The 17,338-nt window shown below is 62.5% G+C and carries 18 protein-coding genes; 5 read left to right on the plus strand and 13 right to left on the minus strand.

Annotated elements, in window-relative coordinates:
• Positions 1-23: 23 nt before the first annotated feature.
• The 10 genes from glnT to LB556_RS17345 all read right to left on the minus strand — a co-directional run bounded on the left by glnT (position 24) and on the right by LB556_RS17345 (position 7,760).
• Positions 24-1,331: a type III glutamate--ammonia ligase gene (gene glnT, locus LB556_RS17300; protein WP_224568940.1), complete on the minus strand. Its 1,308-nt coding sequence runs from the start codon at positions 1,329-1,331 to the stop codon at positions 24-26.
• A gap of 39 nt (positions 1,332-1,370) precedes the next feature.
• Complete coding sequence (locus tag LB556_RS17305) at positions 1,371-2,699, minus strand: FMN-binding glutamate synthase family protein (RefSeq protein WP_224568941.1); 1,329 nt, start codon at positions 2,697-2,699, stop codon at positions 1,371-1,373.
• A 6-nt stretch (positions 2,700-2,705) separates the two neighbouring features.
• Positions 2,706-3,434 (minus strand): GXGXG domain-containing protein, encoded by a 729-nt coding sequence (locus LB556_RS17310; RefSeq protein WP_224568942.1) that lies wholly within the window; start codon positions 3,432-3,434, stop codon positions 2,706-2,708.
• 4 nt (positions 3,435-3,438) lie between these two features.
• Positions 3,439-4,335 carry a class II glutamine amidotransferase gene (locus tag LB556_RS17315; protein WP_224568943.1) on the minus strand — a complete coding sequence of 299 codons (897 nt, stop codon included), beginning with the start codon at positions 4,333-4,335 and terminating at the stop codon, positions 3,439-3,441.
• Between the two features lie 84 nt (positions 4,336-4,419).
• Entirely contained in the window at positions 4,420-4,749 is a 330-nt protein-coding gene (locus tag LB556_RS17320; protein WP_224568944.1) for a hypothetical protein, read from the minus strand.
• Positions 4,746-5,435, minus strand: a complete 690-nt coding sequence (locus LB556_RS17325) for a hypothetical protein (protein ID WP_224568945.1) — start codon at positions 5,433-5,435, stop codon at positions 4,746-4,748. Before LB556_RS17325 ends, LB556_RS17320 begins: the two co-directional genes overlap by 4 nt.
• A 45-nt stretch (positions 5,436-5,480) precedes the next feature.
• A complete protein-coding gene (locus LB556_RS17330) occupies positions 5,481-6,875 on the minus strand; it encodes an APC family permease (protein WP_224568946.1) in 1,395 nt (464 codons plus the stop codon).
• 14 nt (positions 6,876-6,889) lie between these two features.
• Entirely contained in the window at positions 6,890-7,051 is a 162-nt protein-coding gene (locus LB556_RS17335) for a hypothetical protein (protein WP_224568947.1), read from the minus strand.
• 32 nt (positions 7,052-7,083) lie between these two features.
• Positions 7,084-7,461 carry a hypothetical protein gene (locus LB556_RS17340; protein WP_224568948.1) on the minus strand — a complete coding sequence of 126 codons (378 nt, stop codon included), beginning with the start codon at positions 7,459-7,461 and terminating at the stop codon, positions 7,084-7,086.
• A gap of 11 nt (positions 7,462-7,472) precedes the next feature.
• Positions 7,473-7,760, minus strand: a complete 288-nt coding sequence (locus LB556_RS17345; RefSeq protein ID WP_224568949.1) for a hypothetical protein — start codon at positions 7,758-7,760, stop codon at positions 7,473-7,475.
• A 286-nt stretch (positions 7,761-8,046) separates the two neighbouring features.
• Between LB556_RS17345 and LB556_RS17350 the strand changes: the two genes are divergently transcribed.
• The 4 genes from LB556_RS17350 to LB556_RS17365 are packed head-to-tail and all read left to right on the plus strand — an operon-like array spanning position 8,047 to position 11,831.
• Positions 8,047-9,180, plus strand: a complete 1,134-nt coding sequence (locus LB556_RS17350; protein WP_224568950.1) for an aminomethyltransferase family protein — start codon at positions 8,047-8,049, stop codon at positions 9,178-9,180.
• 42 nt (positions 9,181-9,222) lie between these two features.
• On the plus strand, positions 9,223-9,819 hold the full coding sequence (locus tag LB556_RS17355) for a dimethylamine monooxygenase subunit DmmA family protein (protein WP_224568951.1): 597 nt from the start codon (positions 9,223-9,225) through the stop codon (positions 9,817-9,819).
• On the plus strand, positions 9,816-10,781 hold the full coding sequence (locus tag LB556_RS17360) for a PDR/VanB family oxidoreductase (protein WP_224568952.1): 966 nt from the start codon (positions 9,816-9,818) through the stop codon (positions 10,779-10,781). Before LB556_RS17355 ends, LB556_RS17360 begins: the two co-directional genes overlap by 4 nt.
• Before the next feature lie 9 nt (positions 10,782-10,790).
• Complete coding sequence (locus LB556_RS17365) at positions 10,791-11,831, plus strand: heme-dependent oxidative N-demethylase family protein (RefSeq protein WP_224568953.1); 1,041 nt, start codon at positions 10,791-10,793, stop codon at positions 11,829-11,831.
• Between the two features lie 101 nt (positions 11,832-11,932).
• Here LB556_RS17365 and LB556_RS17370 read toward each other — a convergent pair whose 3' ends face one another.
• Complete coding sequence (locus tag LB556_RS17370; protein WP_224568954.1) at positions 11,933-12,652, minus strand: helix-turn-helix domain-containing protein; 720 nt, start codon at positions 12,650-12,652, stop codon at positions 11,933-11,935.
• A 259-nt stretch (positions 12,653-12,911) separates the two neighbouring features.
• On the opposite strand from LB556_RS17370, the gene LB556_RS17375 reads away from it, so the two are divergent.
• Positions 12,912-14,270 carry an NAD(P)-binding domain-containing protein gene (locus tag LB556_RS17375; RefSeq protein WP_224568955.1) on the plus strand — a complete coding sequence of 453 codons (1,359 nt, stop codon included), beginning with the start codon at positions 12,912-12,914 and terminating at the stop codon, positions 14,268-14,270.
• A gap of 10 nt (positions 14,271-14,280) precedes the next feature.
• Here LB556_RS17375 and LB556_RS17380 read toward each other — a convergent pair whose 3' ends face one another.
• Both LB556_RS17380 and LB556_RS17385 read right to left on the minus strand, forming a co-directional pair.
• A complete protein-coding gene (locus LB556_RS17380; protein WP_224568956.1) occupies positions 14,281-16,260 on the minus strand; it encodes an ABC transporter permease in 1,980 nt (659 codons plus the stop codon).
• Entirely contained in the window at positions 16,257-17,330 is a 1,074-nt protein-coding gene (locus LB556_RS17385) for a glycine betaine/L-proline ABC transporter ATP-binding protein (RefSeq protein WP_224568957.1), read from the minus strand. The genes LB556_RS17380 and LB556_RS17385 overlap by 4 nt, the downstream gene beginning before the upstream one ends.
• Between the last annotated feature and the right edge of the window lie 8 nt (positions 17,331-17,338).

Genomic DNA, 17,338 nt, shown 5'->3' on the forward strand with positions numbered 1-17,338 from the left:
AGGCCGCTCGCACCGCTGGACGGTTAGATGTCCAGCGTGTGGTCGCGCTCCCATTGCGTGAAGTGCGAAGCATAGGAATTCCATTCCTGGTGCTTCAGCTTTAGATATGCCGACGAGAATTCCTCACCCAGCGCCGCCTTGAGCGATTTGTCCTTGTCGAACTCGCGTAGCGCGTCGAGCAGGTTGAGCGGCAGTTTCGGTGCTCCCTTCACCGTGTGGCCGTTCTGGTACATGTCGATGTCGTAGCGCCTGCCCGGATCGGCTTTCGAGCGGATGCCGTCGAGGCCGGCCGCGATGATGACCGCCTGCAAGAGATAGGGATTGGCGGCACCGTCAGGCAGGCGCAATTCGAAGCGGCCGGGGCCAGGCACACGCACCATGTGGGTGCGGTTGTTGCCGGTCCAGGTCACCGTGTTCGGCGCCCAGGTCGCGCCCGAGATGGTGCGCGGCGCGTTGATGCGCTTATAGGAATTGACCGTCGGGTTGGTGATCGCGGCGAGCGCCGAAGCATGTTTCATGATGCCGCCGAGGAAGTTCTTGCCCTTGGCGGAAAGGCCGAGCTCCATCGAATTGTCGGCAAAGACATTGGTCTTGCCAGATTTGTCCCAGACCGAGATATGGGCATGGCAGCCATTGCCGGTCAGGCCTTGGAAGGGCTTCGGCATGAAGGTGGCGCGCAGCCCATGCTTCTCCGCGATCGACTTGACCATGAACTTGAAGAAGGAGTGCTTGTCGGCGGTCGGCAGTGCGTCGTCGAAGGCCCAGTTCATCTCGAACTGGCCGTTGGCGTCCTCGTGGTCGTTCTGGTAGGCGCCCCAGCCGAGCGCCAGCATGTGGTCGCAGATCTCGGCGATGACATCGTAGCGGCGCATCACCGCCTGCTGGTCGTAGCAAGGCTTCGATGCCGTATCGTATTCGTCCGAGATGGTTTTGCCGTCCGGCGAGATCAGGAAGAACTCGGCTTCGACGCCGGTCTTGACATGCATGCCGTCGGCGGCTGCCTCGGCGATCAGCCGCTTCAGCGTGTTGCGCGGCGCCTGGTCGACCTCCTTGTCGTCCATGATGCAGTTGGCGGCGACCCAGGCGACTTCAGGCTTCCAAGGCAGCTGGATCACCGAGTCCGGATCCGGCACTGCCAGCATGTCGGGATGCGCCGGCGTGAGATCGAGCCAGGTGGCGAAGCCGGCAAAGCCGGCACCGTCCTTCTGCATGTCGGCGATCGCCTGCGCCGGCACCAGCTTGGCACGCTGCCCGCTGAACAGGTCGGTGTATGAAATCATGAAGTATTTGACGCCGTTCTCCTTGGCGAATGCGGCGAGATCGTTCCCCATTATGTAGTTTCCTCGCTTATGTGGTCTGGGTAATCTTTGTCAGAAACCGTTCTTTCCCGGTATCCAGTTGGTGCCCGCCAGCGGGACGCCGGCCATGGCGGCTGCCTCGATCGTCAGCGCGACCAGGTCCTCGGGTTCGAGATTGTGCAGGCTGTTCTTGCCGCACGCACGCGCAATGGTCTGGGCCTCCAGCGTCATCACCTTGAGGTAGTTTGCCAGCCGCCGGCCGGCGGCCACCGGGTCGACCCGCTTCATCAGTTCCGGGTCCTGCGTGGTGATGCCGGCGGGGTCCTTGCCCTCGTGCCAGTCGTCATAGGCGCCTGACGTGGTGCCGAGTTCGTTGTACTCCGCCTCCCAGCGGGGATCGTTGTCGCCGAGCGCCACGAGCGCCGCCGTGCCGATCGACACCGCGTCGACGCCCAGCGCCAGCGCCTTGGCGACGTCGGCGCCGTTGCGGATGCCGCCCGAGATGATCAGCTGCACCTTGCGGTGCATGCCGAGGTCCTGCAGCGCCTGCACGGCCGGACGGATACAGGCGAGCGTCGGCTGGCCAACATTCTCGATGAACACTTCCTGCGTCGCCGCCGTGCCGCCCTGCATGCCGTCGACGACGACGACGTCGGCGCCGGCCTTAACGGCCAAAGCGGTGTCGTAATAGGGGCGGGCGCCTCCGACCTTGACGTAGATCGGCTTTTCCCAGTCGGTGATTTCGCGCAGTTCAAGGATCTTGATCTCGAGATCGTCCGGACCGGTCCAGTCGGGGTGGCGCGAGGCGGAGCGCTGGTCGATGCCTTTCGGCAGCGTGCGCATTTCGGCGACCCGGTCGGATATCTTCTGGCCGAGCAGCATGCCGCCGCCGCCGGGCTTGGCGCCCTGGCCGACGACCACTTCGATGGCATCGGCGCGGCGCAGGTCGCGCAGGTTCATGCCGTAGCGCGACGGCAGGTACTGATAGACCAGCTGCTTGGAATGGCCGCGCTCTTCCTCCGTCATGCCGCCATCGCCCGTCGTGGTCGAGGTGCCCGAAAGCGTCGCGCCGCGCCCGAGCGCTTCCTTGGCGGGTCCGGACAGCGAGCCGAAGCTCATGCCGGCGATCGTGATCGGGATCTTCAGTTCGATCGGCTTCTTGGCATGGCGTGACCCCAGCACCACGGAGGTGTCGCAGCGCTCGCGATAGCCTTCCAGCGGATAGCGCGAGATCGAGGCGCCAAGGAACAAAAGGTCATCGAAATGCGGCAGCTTGCGTTTGGCGCCGGCACCTCTGATGTCGTAGATGCCGGTCGCCGCGGCGCGGCGGATTTCGGAGAGCGTGTAGTCGTCGAAGGTCGCGGATTTGCGCGGCGTCGTCGGCGGGTTGCGATAGGTCATGCTGCCTCAATACGCATCGGCGTTGTCGATATTGAAATTGTAGAGCGTGCGCGCCGAGCCGTAGCGCTTGAACTCCGACGGCTTCACGCCGGTCACGCCGGCGCGGTCGAGCAGGCCTTGCAGCAATTCCAGGTGCTCGGGCCGCATCTCCTTCGCGATGCAGTCGGCGCCCAGGCTGCCGACCTCGCCGCGCACGAAGAGCCGTGCCTCGTAGATGGAATCGCCCAGCGCGTCGCCGGCATCGCCCAGCACCACGAGGTTGCCTGATTGCGCCATGAAAGCCGACATGTGGCCGATATTTCCATGCACGACGATGTCGATGCCTTTCATCGAGATACCGCAGCGCGAGGAGGCATTGCCCTCGATGACCAGCAACCCGCCCTTGCCGGTGGCGCCTGCATACTGGCTGGCGTCCCCTTTCACCGTTATCGAGCCCGACATCATGTTCTCGCCGACGCCCGGGCCGGCGGAGCCATGGACGGTGATGGCGCCGCCTGAATTCATCCCGCCGCAGTAGTAGCCGACACTGCCGCGCACATCGATGCTGACGGGCTGGTCGACACCGACGGCGACCGAATGGTTGCCTTTCGGGTTGAGCACTTCCCACGCCGTCTCGTTCGAACCGGGGGTCAGATTGTGAAGCGCCTGGTTAAGCTCGCGCAGCGACGACACATCGAGATCGAAGACCCGGGAGGCGTTGTCTTGCGCCGCCTTCGAAAGTTTGGTTGCCGGCATGAACTCAATGCTCCCAGAAATAGACGGTTGCGGGCTCCGGTTCCCAGACCCTTGCATTGTCTATGCCGGGCAGTTTGGTCAGCGCGCGATATTCCGAGCCGAAGGCGACATACTGGTCGGTCTCGGCCATTACGGCGGGCTTGCAGGCGATCGGATCACGCACCACGCCAAAACCGTTCTTGGTGCCGACGACGAAGGTAAAGAAGCCGTCGAGGTCGGAGAGCGTGCCTTCCAGCGCTTCGCCGAGGTTCTTGCCATGCGCCATCTGCGAGGAGAGATAGGCGGCCGCCACCTCGGTGTCGTTCTCGGTCTCGAATTTCATGCCCTCGCGGATCAGTTCGCGGCGGACATTGTTGTGGTTGGACAGCGAACCATTGTGCACCAGGCACTGGTCGGCGCCGGTCGAGAAAGGATGCGCGCCCATCGTCGTTACCGCCGATTCCGTCGCCATGCGGGTGTGGCCGATGCCATGCGTGCCGGTCATCTTGCGCACGTCGAAGCGATCGACGACGGCTTCCGGCAGGCCGACTTCCTTGTAGATCTCAACCGCTTCGCCGGCGCCCATGATGCGGATGTCGGGCCTGAGCGACTGAAGGGCTTCACGCGCCGCGTCGAGCTTGTCGGGCGTGGTCCTGATCACCGCATGTGTCGATTTCACCGCAATGCTTACTGGCGCTCCGAGGGCCTTGGCAAGTTCCGTGTCCAGGCCGCGGAAATCGCGTTCTGGCTTCGGCGACTGGATGGTGATCTTGGCCTCGTTGCCGGCGGCCGCGCCATAGATGGCGATGCCGGCACTGTCGGGGCCGCGATCGCTGAGTGATACCAGCATCTCCGACAGCATCGCGCCGAGCTTCGGCTCCAGCGCCTTGTCCTTCAGGAAAAGTCCAACGATTCCGCACATGTCAGCCTCCCGACGTTTGTGACTAGAGATGATGTACCGAATGAAATCCTTGAATTCAATGGTATGAAAGAAATTTTCCTCTGGTTACCTATGTGGCTCGATGTCGCCCGCCACGTCATCGCCGTCCCGCCTAACATTGTGAACCCATTTGGCGCTGCGGATGCGGGCGAGCTTGTAGGCATCGAGGATCGACAGTGCGTAGATCAGGAAGCCGCCGGCGTGGCGGCCGACGAAGCTGGCGTGGGGCGGCGCGATCTTGGCGGTGACCCACGCAAGGATCACCATGAAGAAAAGAAACTGCAGTCCGCGCACCGGTACGCCCAGAATCACATGGCCGCTCGCCGGCAGCACGATTGCCGCGCCCAATACGACATAAGGGCTCACAGGGGCCGGCGAAGTGTTTGAATTGTTCATGCGACCTGCCGTTCGCTGCGGTTGATGGCGTCGCGCAGCTCCGAGAGAGAGACGAGCAGCCGCTGAATCACCGCCGGATCAATCTGCGCGTCGCCGAATGCGGCTTGCCGGAAGACACCGTAGCGTGCCCGCTCGGCCTCGGCCAGCAGCCACACGATGCGCACTCCGTTTGGTGTGATCAGCAGTTCCTTGGCTCGGCCATCCGAAAAGGCCTCGAGATGACCGGCGATGATGCCTTGCGGGAAACGGGTGCCCCGGCGGTCGGTCCGCAGCACCGCCTCGACGGGGAAGCCGGGCGCCTTCGGCAGCGTATGCTGGAGATGGTCGAAATTGGAGAATGTCGTCGGTGATCCCGGCCGCATCATCATATCGAAAATGGCAGGCACCGCGACTTTCTCGGTAATCGAAATACCAAGCCAGCGCGCCGGCAGTTTCCGCGTTGCCAGCGTGTCGACGATGGTACGCACCTGCACGCGCTGGCCGTTCCAGGAGCCTTCCCAGGTAACAACCCCGGCGGTGCCGTCCGACACATTGTCCGCGTCCGCGACAACCGCGCGAATGCCCGCTTCGTCGGCGGCGAGCGCTGCCGAGGCCCTGCCGCGGCCGCGGCGTGCCAGCCACGCAAAGTGGAGGGCGAGGGCCAGGACAATTGCCCCGCCAAGCAGTGCTGATGTCACCTCGGACATTTGGTCATGCCCGGCCCGCCCGGCATCCGGATGGGCCTTCTCCTATCAATAGCCCTGCGGTTTCGGCCACGGCATGGTGAACTGGTCGCCGCGGCGTACGTATCTGTAGCGGTAGAAATGGAACCACAGCGAGATCAGGAAGTAGAAGACGGTCATGGCGATCAGCTGCGAGCCGAAGCCGAGGAAGATGGCAATGAAGGTGACCACGCACAAGCAGAACAACACGATAGCCGGCAGTGGATGGAAAGGGTGCGTGTAGCCGCGGCGGATTGTGCCCAGCGGCCACTTCTTGCGGAACATCATGATGTTGATGCTCATGAAGGTGTATTGCAGCACGCCCGACAGGATCGAGAAGGTGATCGCCTGGTTGAGATCGGCGATGAAGGCGAAGGCCAGCGCGATCGGCAGCAGGAACAGGATCGAGCGATAGGGCGTGCGGTATTTCGGGTGCACCGCCGAAAACCAGCTCGGCAGGTAGCGGTCGCGGCCAAGCGAGAACCAGGCGCGTGCGGCATCGTTGATACAGCCGTTTGCGGAGGCGATGGCGGCCAGCAACGTGGCGATGAAGAGCAGGTTTTCGAGCAGTGGGCTGCCGGTCAGCTTGCCCGCGTCCCAAAGCGGATAGGGCGTGATGCCGAGATATTCCCAGGGCATCAGCGAGGCGCAGACATACCAGGTCATGGCGGCGGCGATGAGCAGCGTGATCATGCCGGCCATCGTGCCATAGGGCAGCGAGCGCGCCGGCGAGCGCACTTCCTCGGCGGCCTGCGTGGTCCCTTCGATGCCGAGATAGTACCAGATACCGAACTGGAACGCGGCGATCACGCCGATCCAGCCATAGGGCAGCGCATTGCCTGGCGTCACCAGTTCGTTGAGCTTGAGCACCGCGCCTTGCGTCCACGGGCTGACCGAGAAGAACAGGATGACGATCGAGACATAGGCGATCGCCGTGATGACGAAGTTGACGTTGAGCGTCATCAGCACGCCGCGATAGTTGAGCCACGCCAGCACCACGATGGTGGCGGCGATGAAGGAATTGTGGGTGAGCCCGTCGACTCCCGCTTTGGCGACGATGGTGTCGCCGAGCAGGATGGCGTCGGACACTTCGAGCATCGTGTAGGCAAAGACCAGGAACAGCGCGACGTTGAAGGCCATCAACGGCCCCACAATGTGCTTGGCCTGGGCATATTGCCCGCCCGCCGCGGCAACGGTGGACGTCACCTCGGAATCGATCATGGCGACGGATGTGTAGAGCAGGCCAACGACCCAGCACACGATAAGGGCTGCCAGCGTGCCACCCTTGTCGGCGGAGAAGTTCCAACCGGTGAACTCGCCGACCAGAACGATGCCGACGCCGAGCGCCCAGACATGGGCGGGGCCGAGCACCCTTAGAAGTGATACCCTGTCTCCGTGAATTGCCGGTTCAAGTGCGGTCGTCATTGTTCAATCCCCACTCAAATGCGGTGTTTTTCGGAAACGGCTTCAAGCTCGCCTTCGCGCGACGAGGTCAGAACGTCCTCGGAGTAGGTCGTATCGACCTTGAACCAGTCGTAGAGCATCCACAGGGCGAGCAGGATCGAAATGCCCCAGCATGCGTAAGAGAGTGCCATCCACATGGTGCGTCCCCGGATTGCTTGTCTTCGAAACTTTATTTGTCGTCGAACTTTTCGTTGATGACGTCGCGATATTCGCGGTCGGATGCCCGGAACAGGAACACGAAATAACCAATCAGCACGGCCGCCATGATGATCAGCGTCGGCCAGTCGATGACGTAGTGGAACCGGTTCTGGATGACGTCGTGCGCGGTCTCAGGCGTGTAGCCGAGCTTTTCCCAGATGGACGCCATGGTCGGATTCTGCCCGAGCGCTTCCCAGGTTTTGGCATCGAGCGTGTCGATGGATTTTGCGGCACCTGCAAAGCCAAGTTTCAGCGGTAGCCACAGCGCCACGAAGATGGCGACCACGACGACGGCGATGTCGAAGACTTGCCCGGCCTTGCTCTGCTCCGGCGGCGTGTAGCGGGACATTGTTTCTCCCCTCAGGACTTGCGGTTGCGGGACGCGTCGGCGTTCTTGATATCGAGCCCGTAGATGAACTCCTTGTCTTCCTTGTAGTGCTTGACCATCGCCAGGATGGCTGCCGTGTTGAAGATGAGCACCGCGGCAGCGGCAATCGCCACCACGGCTTTGATGCCGCTGTGCGGGATGTAGGGCCATGTCATGAACAGGACGAAGAGGATCGTTGCCCACAGGCACAAGATCAGGAGCGCGGATCCGCGCAAGTCGGAGCGGTACAGCGCCTCGATGCGCTGCTGCAGGTCTGACATCGGTGTTCCCCTTCTTTGCCGGCGTCCGGTTCCGAATCCACCGCTCGCCGCTCTCTTTCAAGAGAGTGAAATTTTTTTCATAAATTCCGCTCGAATATCGGACTTGTCAAGACCAATTTACGTCGTGTTAACCGCTCGCTTCGAGTGAACAATTTTGCCTGACAATGAAATTATTTGCTTCGAGGGGATTGCAGGCTTCCCGCGTTTGCGGTCAATATTCCATCCAAGCTCCGGCCCCAGGCAAAGGAGCAGGGAACAGCAGGATTTTCGAACGGAGGACGAGCGGATGACGGCATCCTGGAGATTTTCAACCCTGGCGGACCGCCACCGCGCCCTGGGGTCGAGACTCGAAGACTGGAGCGGTATGGGTACCGCCTGGACCTACGACAAGGATGCCGACGAGGAATACATCGCCATTCGCACCAAGGCCGGGCTGATGGACGTGTCGGGTCTGAAGAAAGTCCACATATCAGGGCCGCACGCCTCGCATCTCATCGACCTTGCCACAACGCGTGACGTCGAAAAGATCTATCCCGGCAAGTCGGCCTATGCCTGCATGCTGAACGAGGCGGGAAAATTCACCGACGATTGCATCCTCTACCGCACGGGACCGAATTCCTGGATGGTGGTGCACGGTTCGGGCACCGGCCATGAGGAACTGCAGCGGGCCGCGATGGGCCGGGACGTGTCCCTGCGCTTCGACGACAATCTGCACGATTTGTCGCTGCAGGGGCCGACGGCGGTGGACTATCTCGCCAAGCATGTGCCCGGCATCCGCGACCTCAACTACTTCCACCATATGCAGACGCAGCTGTTCGGCTTCCCTGTCATGATCTCGCGCACCGGCTACACCGGCGAGCGCGGCTACGAGATCTTCTGCCGCGGTCAGGACGCAGGCACGATCTGGGACAGGATCCTCGACGAGGGCAAGGGCGCCGGCATCATCCCCTGCCGCTTCACCACGCTCGACATGCTGCGCGTCGAGAGCTATCTCTTGTTCTACCCCTACGACAATTCGCAGAAATATCCGTTTGACAATGAAGGCCCCGGCGACACGCTGTGGGAACTTGGCCTCGACTTCACCGTCAGCCCCGGCAAGACAGGTTTCCGGGGCGCCGAGGAGCACTATCGCCTGAAAGGCAAGGAGCGCTTCAAGATCTACGGCGTCCTGCTCGACGGCAAGGAGCCCGCCGATGAAGGCGCGCCGGTCTATCGCGACGGTAAAAAAGTCGGCGTGGTAACCTGCGCCATGTATTCGCCGCTGGTCGAGAAATCGATGGGCATCGCCCGGCTCGACGTCGACTGCGCGGTCAAGGACACCAGGCTCGAAATACGAAACAAGAGCGGATCGATCAAGGCGACGGCGCAGCCCTTGCCGTTCGACGATCCCAAGAAGACCAAGCGCACGGCGAAAGGCTGAGGCATAGTCGACAGCGAGGGGTTTCGAGGCACGAAGTAGAGAATGGCAGCCAAGACCATCATCAGCCGGCCCATTTACGGAAAATTGTCTCCGCAGCCCGGCAAGCATCATCTTTTCGTGGCGGATGCGGAAGGCGCGCTCGCGATAACGGATATGGCCGCCAGGGCTCCGGTCGGGTTTTTCGACGGGGCCGAAATCGTCTTCATTGCCGGCCCTGACGGCAAATATGTTGCCGCTCTCGAAGCATTGAAGCCGGCGCAGCTTCATCTGCCGCCATCCTTCGCCAGCCTGCTGCCACGTCTGAAGCAGACGCTGACCAACGCTCATATGGGTCTGCGCCTCTATCTCGCCGGCACCGAGGGGCTGATCGGCCAGGCCATGCAGGTGGCGCTCGAAGCCGGCATCGACCACACCTCCATGCAGACCGAGCATCGCGGCTCGCTGGCACGGCGCATGCAGTGCGTGCACTGCAAGGGCATCACTGAAAACGTGACGACGCAGCCGGCGACCTGTTCGCATTGTGGCCTGCTTCTCCTGGTGCGCGATCACTATTCCCGGCGCCTCGCCGCGTTCCAGGGCGTCTGCATCAATGCCGAAGACCGCAGCGAAATCCCTCCGACGGAGGAGATCTTCCAATGAGTACCGGCACCACCAGGCTCGACGTCGTCGTCAGCGACGTCGTCCCGGTCAACGACCTGGTCACCCGTTTCCATTTCCGCCGGCGCGACGGCGGATTGTTGCCGACCTTTTCCGGCGGCGCCCATGTCGTGGTCGAGATGCGCAACGGCGAGCGCACCAGGCTCAATCCCTATTCGCTGATGGGCTCGCCGCTCGACACGCGCGAATACACCATCTCGGTGCGCCGCGACGATGCCGGGCGTGGCGGCTCGCTGTTCATGCACAACCAGGTCCGGCCGGGGCTTGAGATGGTGGTGAGCTATCCCGTCAATCTGTTCTCGCTCGACCTGCGCGCCAAAAAGCACCTGATGCTGGCCGGCGGCATCGGCATCACGCCGTTCATGGCGCAGACCGCTCAATTGGCGGGCGAGGGCGGCAATTTCGAACTGCATTATACCTGCCGCACCGCTTCGCTCGGCACCTATGCCGATGTGCTGAGCGAACGCTACGGCCGCCGCGTCCGGCTCTACCATGACGACCGGGACGAGCGTATCGATCTCGACCGTCTGCTGTCGACACAGCCGCTCGGCACGCATCTCTATGTCTGCGGTCCCGGCGGCATGATCAATTGGGTGCGCGACCGCGCCGCCGCGCTCGGTTGGCCGCCGGAGACTGTGCACTACGAGCATTTCGCGGCGCCCCAGCCCGGTCTGCCATTCGACGTGACGCTTGCCGTCAGTGGCAAGACCATCCGCGTCGGCGAGCAGCAGAGCCTGCTGGAAGCCATCGAGGCCGCCGGCGTCGATCCGCCCTATCTTTGCCGTGGCGGCGTCTGCGGCCAGTGCGAGACCAACGTCATCTCGTGTGACGGCAAGTTCATCCATAACGACCATTGGCTGAGCGAGGAAGAGCACCGTTCGGGCAAGAAGATCATGCCGTGCGTGTCGCGCTTCGAGGGCAAATCGTTGGTCTTGGAAAGATAGGAGGCGAGCTTGGGCATCACCTTTCGCAAGGAAACGTTTCGCGACGACTTCACCTTCAGGAACAGCCCGGAGCACATCAGGAGGTTTCCGTTCCCGTTCCACGAAGACAGCTACATGTACGCCGTCAACATCGAGCCGCATGTCGTCGGCCCGAAGGGCAGCGTGCTCGAAAACCTGATCGACGTGGACGAGCACTATGTCGCCGAGATGCAGGACCGAGCCCTGGTGCTGGCCGAAGATCCGCTGCGCTGCCAGTCGCTGCGGCACATGACGCTCGCCGGCTGGGACCTGCTCGAGCTCTTGATGGAGCAGCAGGCGCTGGGCTATCCCGAACATTTCACGCTGACGCGCGACGGCGACCGCTGGCGCTGGATCAACCGCCCGCTTGGCATCGACGATACTTTCACTTTCGGCGACACCTCGACACTGCCCTACGGGCCGATGGAATACATCACCCGCCAGAGCCAGGGCGATTTCTGCATCCTCGACCAGCGCGACGGCAATCTGTGGATGGATGCCGGCATGGTCACCACCCAGGCCGACTGGTCGCTCGATTTCGACATCGGCATGAATTTTTTCGAGTGGCATGCGCCGGTGCCGCTGGCGCATGAGAAGGGCATTTTCGTCAGGGCTTTGAAGTTCCTCACCAACATCCAGCAGGGCAAGCCGGCGCGCCGCCTCAACTGGACCATGACCATCAACCCGCGCCTCGACACCAGCCCCGAAAACTACCACAAATGGGGTCCGGACCGGGCGACGGTGACGCCCGAGAATGTCGGCGACAAGGTGCATCTGCGCGTCGAATTGCAGAGCTTCTGGCGGCTGCCGCGTTCCAACGGCATCGTCTTCCCGATCCGCTGCTACCTAATCAAGATGGACGAACTGGTGACGCAGCCGAAATGGGCACGGCGCCTGCACCGGGTGATTCGTGATCTGCCCGAGGAACTGGCCACCTACAAAGGCTTGACGCGCTACCGTCCGACGCTGCTCGAATGGCTCTCGAAACTGGATGACGGCAGCCCGACATCGCCGGGATTTGGGCCGGACTAAAAGACCCCTCATCCGGCCGATACGCGGCCACCTTCTCCCCGCCGGGGAGAAGAGGTTGGCACTGGCGCCGACAGTGTCCTCTCCCCCGGGTGAGGGGAGCTCTAACCCGCGCTGTTCTGCGGATAGCAGATAATCGACAAATAGCGCATCGGCAGTTTCGTCAGTTGTTCGGGCCCGTGCGGCGCGTCGGCGTCGAAGAACAGGCTGTCGCCGGGCTTCATCGGATAGAGGTTGCTGCCGTGCCGGTAAACGACCTCGCCCTCGAGCATGTAGAGGAACTCCATGCCCTCGTGCTGGAAAGTTGGAAACACGTCGGAATCCTCGGTCAGCGTGATCAGATAAGGCTCGACGACGACACCGCTGGTGTTGGAACCGATATGGCCAAGCAGGTTATACTGGTGGCCGGCGCGCGTGCCGCGGCGCTCGACGTCGAGGCCCTGGCCCGCCTTGACGAAGACGGCGCTGCGCTCTTCCTCGAAGCGGCGGAAGAAAGCGGTGACGGGAACGCCGAGCGCTCGCGACAGTGCCTGCAAGGTGGTCAGCGACGGTGAGGTGATGCCGTTCTCGATCTTCGACAGCATGCCCAGCGAAATGTCCGTGGCCACCGCGAGATCGGCGACGGTGATGCCGAGTTTCTTGCGGAACGCCCTTACCTCGCGGCCGATCGCGACCTCCAGCACTTTTTCGCGGGTATCGCGAATGGCGTGCGGGTTCTGCGTCAGCGGCGCCCGGATGGTCTTTCCATCGGCCGAGACCCTTGGCAGCGGCTTTGGTTTGGCGCTGGCGGGACCGGCCTTGGAATCGGAACTTGTCTTCGCCATCTCGCCTCCGGAGTCCCAGGATTTATTTCACCTACGGTGAACATGTTCGGTGCCGATACAACAGCGCAACCGCTGCGGCAAGCCATCTTATGGTGCATGCGCCGGTCCTTTGACTGCAAGCCTCGTCGGTTTTTCGCAAGGAATCCCCGCGCACGAATGCCGTTCCCGCAGATGTCTGTTGACAGTACGAAAGGGCCAATTACTGTCCTGTCAGTGAAATTTGTTTCGCTGGGGAAATCAAAAAAAGGAGGCCCTTGAAATGAAAACTCGCGTCGCCGTCATCGGCGCCGGACCGTCCGGTCTCGCACAACTCAGGGCCTTCAAGTCGGCCGCCGACAAGGGCGCCGAGATTCCCGAAATCGTCTGCTTCGAGAAACAATCGGACTGGGGCGGCCTGTGGAACTACACCTGGCGCACCGGCCTCGACGAACATGGCGATCCCGTGCACGGCTCGATGTACCGTTACCTCTGGTCGAACGGCCCCAAGGAGTGCCTGGAATTCGCCGACTATACATTCGAGGAGCATTTCGGCCGGCCGATCGGCTCCTACCCGCCACGCGCCGTGCTGTGGGATTATATCAAGGGCCGCGTCGAGAAGTCGGGTTTGCGCAAATGGGTGCGCTTCAACAGCCCGGTGCGCATGGTCACTTTCTCCGACGAGACGAAGAAGTTCACGGTCACCGCGCATGACCGCACCAATGACGTGACGTACTCCGAAGAATTCGACAATGTCGTCGTCGCCTCCGGGCACTTCTCTGTACCCAACGTGCCCTATTTCGAGGGCTTCTCGACCTTCAATGGCCGCATCCTGCACAGCCACGATTTCCGCGACGCCATGGAGTTCAAGGGCAAGGACATCCTGATCATCGGCCGCTCCTATTCGGCTGAGGACATCGGTTCGCAATGCTACAAATACGGCGCCAAATCGATCACCTCCAGCTACCGCTCCAAGCCGATGGGCTTCAAATGGCCCGAGAATTGGAAGGAAGTGCCGCTGCTGCAGAAGGTCGTCGGCAAGACCGCGCATTTCAAGGACGGCACGACCAAGGACGTCGACGCCATCATCCTGTGCACCGGCTACCTCCATTCGTTCCCCTTCCTCACCGACGACCTCAAGCTCAAGACCGCCAACCGCATGTGGCCGGACTCGCTCTACGAGGGCGTCGTCTGGGAGAAGAACCCGAAGCTTTCCTATATCGGCATGCAGGACCAGTTCTACACCTTCAACATGTTCGACGCGCAGGCCTGGTTCGCGCGCGACGTCATCATGGGCCGCATCACGCTGCCTTCGGCGGAGGCAATGGCAGCGCACGGCGCCAAATGGCGGGCGCGCGAGGAAACGCTTGAGGACGCCGAGCAGATGATCTGGTTCCAGGGCGACTACACCAAGGAATTGATGGACCAGACCGACTATCCCGGCTTCGATGTCGAGGCGGTCAACAAGACCTTCATGGAGTGGGAGCACCACAAGATGGAAGACATCATGAGCTTCCGCGACCACGCCTATCGCTCGCTGATGACCGGCACGATGGCACCGCTGCACCACACACCGTGGCTGCAGGCGCTGGACGATTCCATGGAGAGCTATCTCGAAGTGAAGGGCGTAGCGGCGGAGTAGGGCCCGGCCATTACCCCAGCCTTGCCCGCGCCTTCGCCGTCCAGGCGTTGAACAGCCGGTCGGCGACGATGCCGATGAAAGCGATGGCAAGGCCGGCGACGATGCCGCGGCCGGAATCGGCCTTGGACAGTGCGATGAACACTTCCTGGCCGAGATCACGCGTGCCGACCATGGCGCAGATGATGATCATCGCCAGCGCCATCAGGATGGTCTGGTTGACGCCGAGCATGATCTCCGGCAGCGCCAGCGGCAGTTGCACCCGAAAGAAGGTCTGGCGCGGCGTGCAGCCCGAAACCTTTGCCGCCTCGATCAGCGCCGGCGGCACCTGCCGGACGCCGTGATTGGTGTAGCGGATGGCCGGCACCACGGCGAAGGCAACAGTGGCGATCATCGCGGTGACGTCGCCGACACGGAACAGCATCACCACCGGAATGATGAAGCAGAAGGACGGCAGCACCTGCAGCGTGTCGATGACGGGCGTGACGATCTTCTCGAAACGGTCGCTGCGCGCTGCCATCAGCCCGATCGGAATGCCGATCAGGCAAGCGATGAAGGCCGAGATGCCGCAGAGATAGACCGTCGCCATGGTCTTTTCCCAAAGGCCTGTGATGGCGCAGAAGGCTGTGAGTGCCGCGACAAGTGCCGCCAGCCGCAAACCGGACAATTGGTAGCCGGCAAGGCCGAGCAGGAACACCGCGCCCAGCCACGGAAACCCTTCGCAGAAGGCGCGCAGCGGATTGAGTACATTGAGGATCAGCGCCACGCGAAATGCTTCGATGATGTCGAAGAAGTTGATGGTCACCCAGTTCACGGCCGCCTTCCACAGTGGCGCGGTGGTGAAGGTGATCGCCTTCGGCACGGCCGCGAAAGACGGCACGAACAGGCCGAGCAGCGTGGTGACGGCAAGGATCGCAATGGCCAGCGTCAGATTGGGGTAGCGCCGCCAGAGGCCTGGGCTCGTGGACCGGTGGACGTTGCCCTTTGCCTGCTTGTGGGCGATGGCCTGGCTCAGCCGGTCGAGCGCGATGGCGAGCGCGACGATGGCGAGGCCGGCTTCCATCGCTTCGCCGACCTTCAGCGCGCGCAGGGCGAGCAGCACATCGTAGCCCAGCCCGCCCGCGCCGATCATCGAGGCGATGATCACCATGTTCAGCGCCAGCATGATCACCTGGTTGACGCCCACCATCAGCGTCGGTCGCGCCGACGGCAGCAGCACGCGCCACAGTTTCTGCCGCGCCGTGCAGCCGGCCATTTCACTGAAATCGTCGATCTCGGAAGGGACGCGCGACAGGCCGAGCATCGTTGCCCGCACCATCGGCGGCGTGGCGAAGATGGCGGTGGCGATCATCGCCGAGACCGGGCTGTTGCCGAACAGGAGCAGCATCGGGATGAGATAGGCGAAGGTCGGGATCGTCTGCATCAGATCGAGCGCTGGCGAGACGATGAGCCTCTCCGCCCACGGCTTGCGCCAGGCCCAGATGCCGAGAAACAGGCCGGTGAGAATGCAAAACGGCACCGCGATGGAGATCAGCGCCAGGGTCAGCATGGCGCTGGTCCATTGGCCGAACAGCGCTATGTAGAGGAAGCAGCCGCCGACCAGCATGCCAAGTCTTCTGCCGCCGGCAGCATATCCTGCAAGGAACGCGGCCGCGCAGACGCCAACCCAGGACAAGCGCGGCAGCACGAAAGCGTCGGCGCCGTGGCCGATCTTGAAATTCTTGGCAAGCAGATTGAGCGCGAAGTCGAGCGGCACGCCGAGCACCGCCGTGATCGAGCGGGTCAGCCACGACAGGTTCGACTTGATCCAGCCCATCAGCGCGCTGACCCAGTCGGCGACGGGGACGATCGCGCCGGCGGGATAGTTGACGGCCCAGGACAAACTGTCCTGCAACAGGAAGAGGACAAGCACGGCGGCAAGCGCGAGCCCCCAGATCGCCAGCCACCGCTGAAGCGGTGGCCTCGCCTCGCTGGCACTTGCCGTCACCGTCATGTGCCGGGTCGCTCGATGCCGGCCAGCAGATCGATCACCGCTTGCGGTGTCACTTCGCCGATGGGCTTGCCGGTGCCGTTGACCACGGCGAATGGTTTGCCGGCGGCAACGATGCTGGCGGAAAAACTCGATATCTTGGCCTCCGGCGCCACCGTGCCGCCATGCTCGGCGCTGTCGCAAGCGCGCATCAGGCTGCGCGCCGAAATCACCTTGGCGCGGTCGACGTCGCGGGTGAACTCGGCGACATAGTCGGTCGCCGGATTGACCACGAGTTCCTCCGGTGTGCCGATCTGTATGACTTCGCCGTCCTTCATGATGGCGATGCGGTCGGCAAGCCTTATCGCCTCGTCGAAATCATGGGTGATGAAGACGATGGTCTTGTGCAGCATGGTCTGCAGCCGCATCAATTCGTCCTGCATTTCGCGGCGGATCAGCGGATCGAGCGCGGAGAACGGTTCGTCGAGAAACCAGATCTCGGGCTTGGTGGCGAGGCTGCGGGCGATGCCGACACGCTGCTGCTGGCCGCCCGACAATTCGCGCGGATAGAAATGCTCGCGGCCGCCCAGGCTCACGAGCTCGATGACTTCCCGGGCGCGCGCCTCGCGTGTCGAGCGGTCCTGTCCCTGGATGCTGAGCGGGAAGGCGATGTTGTCGAGCACGTTGAGATGCGGCAGCAGGGCAAAATTCTGGAATACCATGCCCATGCGGTGCCGCCTGAGCTCGATCAGCGCGGCATCGGAAATCTTGAGCAGATCCTTGCCTTCGAACTCTACTTTGCCGTGGCTCGGCTCGACCAGCCGCGACATGCAGCGCACCAGCGTCGACTTGCCGGAGCCCGAAAGTCCCATGATGATGAAGATCTCGCCCTCAAGGATTTCGAGGTCGACGGCGCGCACCGCGCCGACCAAACCCGCGGCGGCTATGTCGGCTGTGCTGGCCTTGCCGTCGCGCTCGCGGATGAAATTGGCGGCGTCCGCCCCAAACAGTTTCCAGACATTGCGGCAGGCAAGTTTTATCGGGCGGGGATCCTTTCCCGTCGCGTGCGATGCCTGTTCGATAGCTTCCGTCATTCAGTCGT

This window comes from Mesorhizobium sp. ES1-4, from assembly GCF_020164745.1.
GTDB lineage: Bacteria > Pseudomonadota > Alphaproteobacteria > Rhizobiales > Rhizobiaceae > Mesorhizobium.